General features: G+C 68.6%; 12 protein-coding genes. 7 read left to right on the top strand and 5 right to left on the bottom strand.

Translation table 11 applies throughout. From position 1 onward, the window contains the following. On the bottom strand, window positions 1-2,496 hold the full coding sequence (gene hrpB, locus AMB_RS06395) for an ATP-dependent helicase HrpB (protein ID WP_043743596.1): 2,496 nt from the start codon (window positions 2,494-2,496) through the stop codon (window positions 1-3). Between the two features lie 133 nt (window positions 2,497-2,629). Here hrpB and AMB_RS06390 point away from each other — a divergent pair, with 133 nt between their 5' ends. Further along, window positions 2,630-2,995 (top strand): c-type cytochrome, encoded by a 366-nt coding sequence (locus AMB_RS06390; RefSeq protein WP_011383671.1) that lies wholly within the window; start codon window positions 2,630-2,632, stop codon window positions 2,993-2,995. Window positions 2,996-3,080: 85 nt separating this feature from the next. On the opposite strand, the gene AMB_RS06385 is transcribed toward AMB_RS06390, so the two are convergent. Together AMB_RS06385 and AMB_RS06380 are read right to left on the bottom strand one after the other, a co-directional pair. Next, a complete protein-coding gene (locus AMB_RS06385; protein WP_011383670.1) occupies window positions 3,081-3,752 on the bottom strand; it encodes a DUF6969 family protein in 672 nt (223 codons plus the stop codon). 3 nt (window positions 3,753-3,755) lie between these two features. Next, a complete protein-coding gene (locus AMB_RS06380) occupies window positions 3,756-4,703 on the bottom strand; it encodes a TAXI family TRAP transporter solute-binding subunit (RefSeq protein WP_011383669.1) in 948 nt (315 codons plus the stop codon). Between the two features lie 197 nt (window positions 4,704-4,900). Here AMB_RS06380 and AMB_RS06375 point away from each other — a divergent pair, with 197 nt between their 5' ends. The 4 genes from AMB_RS06375 to rarD all read left to right on the top strand — a co-directional run bounded on the left by AMB_RS06375 (window position 4,901) and on the right by rarD (window position 8,050). Beyond that, the gene (locus AMB_RS06375) at window positions 4,901-5,626 is read left to right on the top strand and encodes a CHAP domain-containing protein (protein ID WP_011383668.1); all 726 of its coding nucleotides are present in this window, start codon (window positions 4,901-4,903) and stop codon (window positions 5,624-5,626) included. 244 nt (window positions 5,627-5,870) lie between these two features. Then, on the top strand, window positions 5,871-6,500 hold the full coding sequence (locus tag AMB_RS06370; RefSeq protein ID WP_011383667.1) for a LuxR C-terminal-related transcriptional regulator: 630 nt from the start codon (window positions 5,871-5,873) through the stop codon (window positions 6,498-6,500). A 136-nt stretch (window positions 6,501-6,636) separates the two neighbouring features. Next, entirely contained in the window at window positions 6,637-7,143 is a 507-nt protein-coding gene (locus tag AMB_RS06365; protein WP_011383666.1) for a ferritin-like domain-containing protein, read from the top strand. A gap of 31 nt (window positions 7,144-7,174) precedes the next feature. Further along, the gene (gene rarD / locus AMB_RS06360) at window positions 7,175-8,050 is read left to right on the top strand and encodes an EamA family transporter RarD (protein WP_043743593.1); all 876 of its coding nucleotides are present in this window, start codon (window positions 7,175-7,177) and stop codon (window positions 8,048-8,050) included. Between the two features lie 177 nt (window positions 8,051-8,227). Here rarD and AMB_RS06355 read toward each other — a convergent pair whose 3' ends face one another. Together AMB_RS06355 and AMB_RS06350 are read right to left on the bottom strand one after the other, a co-directional pair. After that, window positions 8,228-9,388: a sensor histidine kinase gene (locus tag AMB_RS06355; RefSeq protein ID WP_011383664.1), complete on the bottom strand. Its 1,161-nt coding sequence runs from the start codon at window positions 9,386-9,388 to the stop codon at window positions 8,228-8,230. A gap of 76 nt (window positions 9,389-9,464) precedes the next feature. Next, window positions 9,465-9,809 carry a PilZ domain-containing protein gene (locus AMB_RS06350; RefSeq protein ID WP_148207316.1) on the bottom strand — a complete coding sequence of 115 codons (345 nt, stop codon included), beginning with the start codon at window positions 9,807-9,809 and terminating at the stop codon, window positions 9,465-9,467. Window positions 9,810-9,952: 143 nt separating this feature from the next. Between AMB_RS06350 and AMB_RS06345 the strand changes: the two genes are divergently transcribed. Both AMB_RS06345 and AMB_RS06340 read left to right on the top strand, forming a co-directional pair. Then, complete coding sequence (locus AMB_RS06345; RefSeq protein ID WP_043743591.1) at window positions 9,953-10,327, top strand: hypothetical protein; 375 nt, start codon at window positions 9,953-9,955, stop codon at window positions 10,325-10,327. A 51-nt stretch (window positions 10,328-10,378) separates the two neighbouring features. Continuing rightward, window positions 10,379-11,935, top strand: a complete 1,557-nt coding sequence (locus AMB_RS06340) for an efflux RND transporter periplasmic adaptor subunit (protein WP_011383661.1) — start codon at window positions 10,379-10,381, stop codon at window positions 11,933-11,935. Window positions 11,936-11,939: the final 4 nt, after the last annotated feature.

Raw genomic sequence — 11,939 nt, 5'->3', positions numbered from 1 at the left:
CTATTTCCTCGGCTTGATCCGTGCCGTGGGCTCGGCCTGCATGGGGTCGTCGGGCCACCAGTGCTTGGGGTACTGGCCCTTGAGGTCGGCCTTGACCTGCTTGTAGGTATTGGCCCAGAAGCTGGCCAGATCCCGGGTCACCTGCATGGGTCGCCGGGCGGGCGACAGCAGATGAAGCAGAAGAGCCACCTTGCCGCCACCGATGCGCGGCGTCTCGGCGCAGGCGAACATCTCCTGCAGCCGCACCGCCAGCACCGGCACCTCGCCGGAATAGTCGATGGGCACCCGTGACCCCGACGGCACCTCCACATGGGTGGGGGCCAGATCGTCCAGGCGCTTCTTCTGCTCCCAGGACAGCAGGCCCGAGAGCGCCGCCGCCAGATCGAGCCGGGCGAGGTGGGCACGCCGGGTGATGCCGGAAAGATAGGGCACCAGCCAGTCCTCCAGCCCGGCCAGCAGGGCGGCCTCGGACAGATCGGGCCAGCCGCCCTCGGGGTCCAGCCCGCGCACGAAGGCGACGCGGCGGCACAACCGCTCCAGGTCCGGCGTCCAGGGCAGGCAGGCCGGCCCCATCTGGCGCACGCCCTCGGCCATGGCGGCGCAAAGCGCCTCCGGCTCGGCGGATTTCAGCGGCTTGTCCTCGATGACCAGGGACCACAGCACCCGGCGGGCGCGGGCCTGCACCACCTCTTCGCGCCCATCCCAGCGACAGAGGGTTTCGGATCGGATCTGGGCTCCGAAATGCTCCTCGATCTCCGCCAGGGTCAGGGGCGCCGCCAGGAAGATGCGGGCCTCGCGCCGGTCGCCGTCGGTCTCGGCCAGGGCCAGCCATTCCTCGGCGGCCAAAGGCTCGTGCGAGGCGAACACCGCTCCGCCGCCGCCGGTCATGGCATAGCGCGGCTCGCCCCCCGGACGCCGCCGGGCCAGCCGGTCGGGATAGGCGAAGGCCAGCAGCAGCCCGGCGTCGCGGCCGTCGCCCTCCTGCTCGCCCGCCTTCAGCCCCAGGCGGCGACGGCCGTCGCGCGCCGCCTGACGGGCACGGGCCAGGCCGCCCTTGTCCACCGGCAATCCCCGCTCCCGCCCCCGCAGGGCGTCGAGCCGGAGGCGGATGTCCGAATCCCGGGCATCGCGGCCGGGACGCAGCACGTCGCGCTCCTCCAGCAGCGCCGCCAGATCGCAGGCCAGCCCGCCCAACCTCAAGTCCCGGCCCTTCAACACCATGTGGGCGAGCCGGGGATGCAGGCCCAGCCGCGCCATGGCCTTGCCGTGGGCGGTGATGCGCAAGCCATCGTCCAACGCCCCCAACTCGGTCAGCAGTTCGCGCGCCTGGGCCAGATGGGCGGCCGGCGGCGGGTCGAGCCAGGACAGGTCCAGGGCCTCGGTCACCCCCCACTGGGCCAGATCCAGCGCCAGGGGGGCGAGGTCGGCCTCGGTCACCTCGGGGGCGGTGAAGGGCAGCAGGGCGCGGTCGTCGGCCTCGGACCACAGGCGGTAGCACACCCCCGGCCCCAAGCGCCCGGCCCGGCCCCGGCGCTGATCCGCCCCGGCACGCGACACCGGCAACGTGACCAGCCGGGTCATGCCCGAGCCCGGGTCAAAGCGTGCCAGCCGCATGCGGCCGCCATCCACCACCACCCGCACCCCCTCGATGGTCAGCGAGGTTTCGGCGATGGCGGTGGCCAGCACCACCTTGCGTCCGCCATCGCGGCGCGGGCGGATGGCCCCGTCCTGCGCGTCTTGCGACAGGTCGCCGTAAAGGGGGGCGATCAGCACGCCCCGCGCCGCCGGATGGTCAGCCAGCAGGGACTCGACCCGGCGGATTTCCCCGCTGCCGGGCAGGAAGACCAGAATGTCGCCCTCCTCCTCGTCCAGGGCACGGATCACGGCGGCGGCCACTCCGTCCACGAAAGCCCTGGGCTCGGGCCGGGCCAGGAAGCGGGTCTCCACGGGATGGGCGCGGCCCTGGCTGGTCACCACCGGCGCGCCGCCCATCAGCCGGGCCACGGGCTCGCCGTCCAGGGTCGCCGACATCACCACCAGCTTGAGGTCGTCGCGCAACCCCTGGCGGCTTTCCAGGACCAGGGCCAGGCCGAGATCGGCGAACAGCGAGCGCTCGTGGAACTCGTCGAAGATCACCAGACCGACCCCGTCCAGGGAGGGGTCGTCCTGGATCATGCGGTTGAGGATGCCCTCGGTGACCACCTCGATGCGGGTCTTCGGCCCGACGCGGGAGTCGAAGCGGATGCGCCAGCCCACCGTCTCGCCCGGCTGCTCGCCCAGGGTCGACGCCATGCGCGTGGCGGCGGCCCGTGCCGCCAGCCGCCGCGGCTCCAGCATCAGGATGCGCTGTCCCGCCAGCCAGGGCTCGTCCAGCAGGGCCAGGGGGACGCGGGTGGTCTTGCCCGCCCCCGGCGGCGCCTGCAGCACCAAACCGTGGGACTGCCTCAAACCGGCGCGGATTTCGGGGATGACGGACTCGATGGGTAAATCATGCATTTTTAGTACTTATACGATCGCACCATGGGCCCCTGGACCGATTCTTGCCCTCAGCCTCTTGAATTCGACACAATCCTAGGGGATAAGGGACGCATCGCGCCACTCATCCATACCTGCGCAATTGGAGATTCTGATGCTCAACACCAAGAAGCTGGGCCTCGTCCTCGGAGCCGCCCTCCTCGCTGCCCCGTTCGCCGCCTCTGCCGCCGATGCCCCGGCCGCTTTCAACCAGTGCAAGGCCTGTCACAAGGTCGAAGCCGGCAAGCACGGCGTCGGCCCCAGCCTGTTCGGCGTCTACGGCGCCAAGGCCGGCCACGCCGAGGGCTACAAGTATTCCGACAACCACGTGAAGTCGGGCATGGTCTGGGACGATGCCAACCTGGGCAAGTACCTGGCCGACCCCAAGGCCACCATTCCCGGCAACAAGATGGCCTTCGCCGGCCTGAAGAAGCCCGAGGACGTGGCCGCCGTGGTCGCCTATCTGAAGACCCTGAAGTAAGACTTCGGGATCTTGGGTTTCGGCGCCGCCGCCCTGGCAACGGGGCGGCGGCGTTGTTATTTGGAAAGCGCTCGTTGCGACGCCCTCAGGGGGAAAGACCCGCCAGATCAGCGGCCGGGTCGATGGCCCGGGACGAGGTGATCTCCAGGCGCTCGTCGTCCAGTTCGTCGCGGCCGGGATGGGTGCGGCGCCAGTCCTCCACCGTCTGGTCGCGCTCGTCGACCAGCACCCGGATCAGCGGGGCATAGAAGGCGACCAGCGCCGCCAGCCACCCGGCGACCCCGGCCCAGGGGCCGGATGGCGCCAGTCGCAGTCCGGCCACCATGGCCTTGACCGCCTCGGCCCGATACCAGGCCTCGCCCGTCACCCAGCGATTGGTGGTGAACAGCTCTACCGCATCGCCCCAGGCTCCGAACCCCACGGCGATCAGATGGCACGGGGCATCGGCGTCCCCCGTGGCCGCCGCCGGGGCAAGTCCCCGGGGCATGCCGCGTGGACGCTGGAACAGGTGGATGTGGCCGAACTCGCCGTCCCGGTGGCTGTGATAATAGAACTGGGCGTGGGACGACAGGTCGTAGACGTCGCCGGTGGGATAGTGGCGGAACGCTTCCACCCCGCCGCCCCGGGTCAGCAGGGAGGTGGGATCGCCCCCCAGGTCCCGGGTCAGGGTCTGCAGGCGCTCACCCGCCGCCCTGATGCGCAGCAACTCGCTCCGGCTGGAGATGCAGGCCGCCAGGGTGCCGGGGGCCAGCGTCACGCCCTAACGCTCCACCGCGGCGGCCTCGGCCCCTTCATGCAGGCGGATGGGGATGCCGTCGCTCTTGGAGTCGGCCTTGGAAAGGCCTTTCAAGGCGGGATGAAGCCGGGTCAACGCACCGAAATTCGCCCAAAGGGTCTTGGCGACGGCCGTCACCTCCTCGGTGGACAGCTTGGTGGCCACCAGCAGCGTCTTCAACCCGATGGCGGCCACATCCTCCTTCTGGCCGTCATAGGTGCCGCTCTTGACGGCGAAGCGCGCCGCCCAGGGCACCTTCTTGAAGAAGGAATCCATGGATTTCGAGCGGATCTGCACCAGCGAGGCGCCACATTCCTCCACCGCCATCTGCACCTCGGGCATGGGATGAATGCCGGTGAAGACGGCGGCGTCGATATTGCCCTGGCACAATTCCGCCGCCTGCTCGGTCAGGTCCAGTTCCACCAGGACCGACAGGTCGCCCTGGGACAGGCCCGAGGCATCGATCACCATCTCCGCCATGGAGCGCTGGAACGAGCCGGGCTTGCCGAGATTGACCCGCTTGCCCTTGAGGTCGCCCAGGGTCTCGATGCCCGATCCCGGACGGGCCACCACCACCGCCACTTCGCCATGCAGCGCCATCAGCGCCCGCAACTCGCTCATGGGGCCGGATTCCTTGAACCCCTCGGCCCCGATGGCGGCCATCTGGGCGGCACGCGACTGCACCAGGGCCAGATCGGCATCGCCGGCCTTCAGGGCGGTGAGGTTCGCCGCCGAACCGGAACTGGGCATCACGGCACAGCCCAGCCCCAGGGGATGGTCCTTGTTGATCACGCGACACAGCGCGCCGGCCACTGGAAAGTAATAGCCGGTGACCTCACCCCCGGCGATGACCAGGGTCCGGCGTTCCGCCGCCCCGGCCGTCTGGGCCAGAGCCAATCCGGCCATCAGGGCCGGGATCAGTATGCGCTTCACTCGCTCATCCTCCAGGATTCGCCCGGATCATAGCCGGGCAAGGCGAAGTCCGAAAGCCCTGCCCGCTTCGGCACAAACTTTCGGCAATACTCAGGGATAGTACGGATAATTTGCATGTAATTTTACAAAACAGGTTGCCATCGGCTTTTCACATAGACACAATCGGCTTCGCTAATGACCGGAGGGGAGGGATACCGGTGCGCAATGCGATCTTCCTGCTTGTGGCGTCGATGCTGCTGGCCCTGCCGTTCGAAGCCAACGCCACGCTTCAGTGCGTTGCCTATGCCCGCGAAGTGACCGGCCTCAATCTCAAGGGCGACGCCTGGAAATGGTGGGAAGCCGCCGAAGGCGTCTATGAGCGCGGCAATACTCCCAAGGTCGGTTCCGTCCTGGTCTTCAAGCGCCAGGGTTCCATGTCCCACGGCCATGTGGCGGTGGTGCGCGGCGCCACCAACAGCCGCCTGCTCCTCGTCGATCACGCCAACTGGGCGCCCCACCGCACCGCCGGCCGCGGCCAGGTGACCAAGGCTGTTCCCGTGATGGACGTGTCGCCCAAGAATGACTGGAGCCAGGTCCGCGTCTGGTACCAGCCGACCCGCGAATACGGCAGCCGCGTCTACAAGACCCAGGGCTTCGTCTACCGCCCGGGCAATTCCGTCGTCCCCGCCTCGCTTCGCGCCGAGGCGTCGCGCCCCGCCGTTGCCGCCCCGGTGGAGAGCATGGTGGAGGCTCCGGCCGCCGTGATCGCCGCCCCTGCCGCGCCCCATGCCCCTAAGGCCGTCGAGACCCACAAGGTTATCGAAGCCAGGGCCGCCGTGCCGGCCGAGACGCCCGCCGCCATGCCGGCCGCCGTGCCCGTCGCCCCCGCCGCCGACAGCGATCTCGGCAAGTTCGACGCCCGCGCCTGGGCCGAGCAGGCCTAGAGCACCTGCATTTTCCAAGAGGCCGGCGCCCGCCAGGGCTGCCGGCCTTTATTTTGGCCGTGCGGGAAAGACCTGACCGGATGGCCCCCGCCCCCCGCCGTGGTGTAGGAAAAGTGTGGGTAACTCTCGATCAAGGTTTGCGGTTTTTTGCACAAACGGTAAGATCACGGCCTCAGAAGGGTGGGGTCCATGGCTCGACCTAGGGGCTGGACCTAGGGACTTCTGGGGGGAAGGATCAGGATCAATGGCCGTGCAGCAGAGCCGACCGATCGTCATTGTCATCGCCGAAAAGAATCCGCTGCTGCAAAGCAGCCTGATTAAGCTGTTCTCGGGCGACGACCGCTTCACCGTCGCCGCGGTGACCAGCGATGGCGAGCGCTTTATCGAAGCCGTGGAAAAGACCCCCTTCGACGTGGGTATCATTGGGTGGGAGATGCCCTACCTGGACGGGCGCGGGGTTCTGCAGACCCTGCGGACCCGCGTAGATGCCCCCCGCCTGATCGTCTATACCGGCAGCCCCAACCCCGATGTACCGCGCCAGGCCATGACGCTGGGCGCCGCCGGGTTCTGCTCCAAGCGCGAACCGCCCGAGCAATTGCTCGACACCATCATCGCCGTGGCCGCCGGGCGCATGGTGTTTCCGTTCATCGACGTGTCCTCCCTGGCCAGCGACCCGCTGGCCGGCCTGACCCCGCGCGAGCGCGAGTTGCTGGCCGCCCTGGCCGGCGGCCTGACCAACCAGCAGATGGCAGGGCAATTGGATATTTCACTCAACACCGTGAAGTTCCACCTGAAGAACCTTTACGACAAGCTGGGCGTCGGCAATCGCGCCCAGGCGGTGGCCTTCTACCTCAAGGGACGCGAGTCCCGCTGACCCCCCTGCCCCTTTTGGTCATGCCCTCACCTTCGGAAGGGGCATAGCCGAGGGTTCGAACCTCGGGCATACTGCCGGTATCGGTTGAGGCGCCGCCGCCACCCGTCGCCTCGGTTCATGCAGGAGGACACTGCCCATGACCACCAAGGTAGCCCTGTTCCTGGCCCATGCTTTGGCCATGGAAAACGAGGCGGCGGATCGTTACGACGAATTGGCCGACTCCATGGAAGTCCACCACAACCTCGAAGTCGCCGAACTGTTCCGCCAGATGGCCAAGTTCTCGCGCCTGCATGGGGCGTCGGTGGCGGCGCGGGCCGCCGGCCACGACCTGCCCAAACTGAAATCCTGGCAATACCGCTGGAACACGCCCGAGCCGCCCGAAGTGGGCACTCCCGGCGGCACCCATTACATGATGACCGCCTGGCACGCCCTGGACTTCGCCCTGGACAACGAGAAGCGGGGTCATCGCTTCTATGCCGACGAAGCCGCCGGCAGCGACGATGCCGAGGTTCGGGCCCTGGCCGCCGAAATGGCCGAGGAAGAGCGGGAACACGTAGTGGAACTGGAAAAATGGATCGCCCGCACCCCGAAGCCGGACATCGACTGGGCCGACGACCCGGACGAGGCCCTGGTCGCGGATTGACGCCGTTTTCCTCTGCGCTCCGGTGTGAACCGTGAGCGCGGAGCACCGCCGGGGCGTGCTGTTCGCCCTGGCGTGCTACGGCACCTGGGGACTGTTTCCCGCCTTCTGGAAGCTGCTGGCCAGCGTGCCGCCAACCGAGGTCCTGGCCTATCGGGTGATCTGGTCGCTGCTGACCGTCATGATCATGCTGACCTGGACGGGGCGCTGGGGCGAGGTGCTGGTGCTGCTGGCCTCGGGCCGCCGGCTGGCCGTGCTGGCCGCCTCGACCGCCTGCATCAGCGTCAACTGGCTGGTCTTCATCCGCGTGGTGGGAGAAGGCAACGTGCTGGAAGCCAGCATGGGCTACTTTCTCAATCCCCTGGTCAACGTCGCGCTGGGCGTGGTGGTGCTGGGCGAGCGGCTGCGGCCACTGCAATGGGTGGCGGTCGGCCTGGCCCTGGCCGGCATCGTCGAGCTGGCAATCGGCACCGGCACGGCGCCCTGGGCCGCGCTGACCCTGGCCGGAACCTTCGGGGTCTACGGCCTGCTGCGCAAGAAGCTGCCGGTGGCGCCGCTGACCGGCCTGGCGGTGGAGACGGGGCTGATGCTGCCCCTGGCCGTGGCCTATCTGTCCTGGCGGGTCGCCGAGGGCGCGCCGCTGTTGGGGGGATCGCCGGAGCTGGGCGCCGCCCTGCTGGCCAGTGGGCCGGTGACCGCCCTGCCGCTGCTATGGTTCGCCGCCGCCGCCAGCCGCCTGCGCTATGCCACCCTGGGTTTTTTCCAATACCTGGCCCCCACCGGGCACTTCCTGCTGGCGGTCCTGGTTTATGGCGAGAGCCCCGGCCCGGCCCATCTGATCACCTTCGGCTGCATCTGGGCGGCCATCGGGCTTTATCTGGCCGACAGCTGGCGCCACAGCCGGCGCTGAGGCGCCCACCAGGGGCTCACCTTCGGGGGCGTTTGCCCCCGATCCCCCAATCGGGAAGCCCGCTTCCCGAACCCTTCAGCTTTTTAAAAAGCTGGTGGCTCGGAGGCAGTGCCTCCGAACGGGCCTGGGCGGTCGCCCAGCCGCGAAGCTGGGCTTTTCGCAGCCCGCGAAGCCACCTCACACCATCGGCAGGGTAAAGCGGAACCGGGCCCCCCAGCCCGGCTCGGATTCGACCCAGATGCGGCCGCCATGGGCATCGACGATGCGCCGCGCCACCGCCAGACCGATTCCGGTGCCGGAATAGCGGTCCGGGCCGTGCAGCCGCCGGAAAATGCCGAAGATGTCGTCCTGATATTCCGGCGCGATGCCGATGCCGTTGTCCTCGACGGTGACGCACCATTCGCCGTCGCGATTGCCGCAGAACACCCGGACCCGGGGCGAGGTACCCTCGGCGTGGAACTTGACTCCGTTGCCGATCAGGTTGCCCAGCAACTGGCGCAGCTGGGCGGGGTCGCCCCGCACGACGGGCAAGGGCCCGACCTCGACGCCGCCGCCCCGGGCCTGGAGGGCGCTGCCCAGGTCGGAAACCACCTCGGCCGCCGCCCGGCCCAGATCCACCTCGACCATCTGCGCCGCCGCCACGCCGGCACGGGAGTAGCCCAGCACCCCCTGGATCAGTTCGCGCATGCGAAGCGCTCCGCCCACCAGGAAGTCCAGATACTCGCGGCCTTCGTCGTCGAGGATGTCGGCATATTTTCGATCCAGCATCTGGGCGAAGGAACAGATGGTGCGGCAGGGTTCCAGCAGGTCGTGGGCCGCAACATAGGCGAAGCGCTCCAGTTCCATGTTGGAACGCTCCAGTTCCTCTGCCGTGCGGCGCAGCACCATCTCCTCGGCCTTGCGCTCGCTGATGTCGCGGGCGACGAAGATCAGGCTGGGCTCGCCGCTCAGATCGGTGGCTTCGAGGGAGATCAGCGCGGTGAACACTTCGCCCGACTTGCGGCGAAAGCGCACCTCGAAATTCTCGAGCCGGGAGGACTCTCCCAGCGCGGCCAGCATGCGGTCGCGTTCGTCCCGACTTTCCCAGGTCTCCAGATCGGCCGAAGTGCGTCCGATCACCTCGGACTTGCTCCAGCCCATGATGCGTTCGAAGGCGTCGTTCACCTCGATGAAACGCCCCGAGGACCGAGCCGTGATGGCGATCAGGTCGGGACAGGCGCGGAAAACCGTGGAAAACTTGGCCTCGGTCCGCCGCAACACCGCCTCGATATCCGACTGCCGGCGGTCACGTCCGCGGCGCTCGCCACCACCGGCCTCCACCTTGTTACAGACATCCATGCCCGGTCTCTAAGAGTTGCGTCGACACACGATACCGCCTTCACACGGCGATCCAAAGCTGCGGCTGAGATGCTTCTTAACCGAGATAGGAATCCTTTTCAGGCCCCACCTCGGAGCATTCGGCGATGAACTTTACCAGCCGGTAGGTGGCCGGATCAAAACGCAGGGCCACGAATGTCGCGTCCTCGCGGACCACGCGGCACTGGCCGCCGATGCCGTGATTGATGTCCAGCTTGCCGTTGTCACTGGGGTACAAGGTGAAGCGAAGGGCGCCGGCGGTGGTCTTGAAACCCGCCTCCAACGTCATGCCGCCGGCGGAAATCTCGGCCACCTGCACCAGCTTGCCACCGATGTTGGCCATCAGCTGCAATCCGTGGAAACGGGGATAGCGCCGCCGTTCGTGTCCTTGCTTATCGGGCATGACGCCTTTTCCGGACCAGTTCGAAGGACTCCACCTTAACATGGATCTGTCGCACCCAAATATCCAAGGTCCTATACCGAAGGATAGCGAGGCCCGCCGCAAGCCCCTTGCCCTTTCATCAAGAATTCCCCCATAGTGAAGCCATGAGCACCGTCCTTTCCCGTCTGTTGAGACTTGGCCTGCCGGCATTGCTGCTGGCGGTCGGGCTTTTGGCGTGGAATGGCGGAGCCCAGGCGGCCGAGGACATGGAGCACGGCAGCGCTCATGCCATGCACGCCGATGGGGCCGTGCCCTGCCACCAGCAGGGTCACGACGACGCTCCGGTTCCAGAGCACCACAAGAAGGCCGACAAAGGCTGCTGCCTGTTCTCGGGCTGCGCTTCCGCTGCGGCCGCCTTGCCCGGAATGGCCGGGGAAGCCCCCGTGACCTTCACCGTGGCCCCGCCCCTGGCTCCGGCCCCCACCCGCCTGGTGACCCAGGCGCAGAGCGGACCGCCCGCCGAACCTCCCAGACTCTGATTCCGCACGCCTGAAGTCCGTCCGGATTCACTGTTTCGGGGATCACTTCCCATGTTTGCACGCTTCCTGGCGCTGGCCTTTTGGGCCGCGCTCATTCCATCCGTCTGGGCCGCCCAGCCGGCGACACCCGGCATCGGCGCCGAGGGCGACGTCTTCCAGGTGGTGCTGGTTCCCGGCACCGATGGCCGCACTTTGCTTTATCTCGCCGACCTGGACGGCAACGCCCCCGTCGCCGGCGCCGCCATCGATGCCGAGGCCGAAGGCTGGAGCGGCAAGGCGGTACCGGCCGAGGGGCCGGGCGCCTATGCCCTGGCCTGGGCGCCCCCCACCGCCGGAGCCGACCTCACCCTGGTGATCAGTGCCCAGGGGCGCGACGACCTGCTGCTGGCCCGGGGCGTGGCGCCCTTGCCGCCGCCCGCCACCCCGCCCGCCCCAGTGGAGCATTGGCGCCACTGGACCGGCGGTGCCGCCATCGGCGCCGTGCTGGTGGTCGCCGCCTGGCTGCTGGGGCGGCGCGGGGCGGGAACGGCCGTGCTGCTGCTGGTGCTGGCGGTACCCGCCGCGCGGGCGCATGAGGGTCACGACCACGCCGCCACGGCGGAGACCCCCGCCGCCCAGCCCGGCGCCCTGCTGGTGATGGCCAAGCCCACCCAGTTCCTGCTGGGCATCCGCACCCAGAAGGTGGATTCCGCCGAATCCGCCGAGACCGTCCGGGTGGTGGGCCGCGTGGTGCCCGATCCCGCCGGTTTCGCCCGGGTGCAGCCGTCGCAGCCGGCCCGCATCGTCTCGGACCCTGAATTCCCCCTGCCCGTCCCCGGCCAAGGCGTCAAGCGCGGCCAGGTGATCGGAGTGCTGGAACCGACGCTGTCGACCCTGGAGCGCTCGGACAAGCGGGCCAGCCTGTACCGGGTGGAAAGCGAGATCGCCATCACCGAGCGGGAATCCTCTCGCCAGGAAGCGCTGAAGGGACTGGTGGCCACCAAGCTGGTGGAGGACACCCGCACCCGCCTGGACCAGCTGCGGCGCGAGCGCTCCCAGCTTCTGGGCACCGCCCTGGGCCGCGAACTGGTGCGCGCCCCCATCGACGGCGTGGTCACCGACGTGCATGTGGTCCCCGGCGAGGTGGTGCCGGTGGACAAGGCCATGATCGAGATCGTCGACCCGACCCGGGTGCGGGTCGAGGCGGTGATTCACGATCTGGCGCTGGCGGGCCGCATCGGCGCCGCCACCGCCGCCACCAAAGTACTGCCCGATCAGGCGGTGGCGCTGTCCCTGCTGGGGGTCAGTCCCCGGGTCGATGCCCTGGACCAGGGCGTGCACGCCATCTTCGCCGTGTCCGAGGCCCAGGCCCGCACCTTGCGCATCGGCATGCCGGTGGACGTCTTCCTGGCCACCGGAGCAACGAGGCTGCGCATGGCGGTGCCGCGCTCGGCCATCGCCGAGTTCGGCGGCCGTCAGGTGGTGTTCGTGCGCGCCGCGCCCGAGACCTTCGAGGCCCGCCCCATCCGCGTCGAGCGGATGGTCGGCCCCCTGGCCGAGATCGAGGGCGTCAAGACGGGCGAAAAGGTGGTGATCCAGGGCGTCGAGCAACTGAAAGCGCTGAGGTAGCGAT

Origin of the sequence: Paramagnetospirillum magneticum AMB-1 (genome assembly GCF_000009985.1) — a bacterium.
GTDB lineage: Bacteria > Pseudomonadota > Alphaproteobacteria > Rhodospirillales > Magnetospirillaceae > Phaeospirillum > Phaeospirillum magneticum.
Note: the sequence above shows the minus strand (reverse complement) of the source record. Positions and strands in the feature narration are given on the sequence as shown.

Excerpts from the sequence above, each read along its gene's own strand:
- hrpB (WP_043743596.1), bottom strand. The coding sequence starts at position 2,496 with ATGCATGATTTACCCATCGAGTCCGTCATCCCCGAAATCCGCGCCGGT.
- AMB_RS06390 (WP_011383671.1), top strand. The coding sequence starts at position 2,630 with ATGCTCAACACCAAGAAGCTGGGCCTCGTCCTCGGAGCCGCCCTCCTC.
- AMB_RS06370 (WP_011383667.1), top strand. The coding sequence starts at position 5,871 with ATGGCCGTGCAGCAGAGCCGACCGATCGTCATTGTCATCGCCGAAAAG.
- AMB_RS06365 (WP_011383666.1), top strand. The coding sequence starts at position 6,637 with ATGACCACCAAGGTAGCCCTGTTCCTGGCCCATGCTTTGGCCATGGAA.
- AMB_RS06355 (WP_011383664.1), bottom strand. The coding sequence starts at position 9,388 with ATGGATGTCTGTAACAAGGTGGAGGCCGGTGGTGGCGAGCGCCGCGGA.
- AMB_RS06350 (WP_148207316.1), bottom strand. The coding sequence starts at position 9,809 with ATGCCCGATAAGCAAGGACACGAACGGCGGCGCTATCCCCGTTTCCAC.
- AMB_RS06345 (WP_043743591.1), top strand. The coding sequence starts at position 9,953 with ATGAGCACCGTCCTTTCCCGTCTGTTGAGACTTGGCCTGCCGGCATTG.
- AMB_RS06340 (WP_011383661.1), top strand. The coding sequence starts at position 10,379 with ATGTTTGCACGCTTCCTGGCGCTGGCCTTTTGGGCCGCGCTCATTCCA.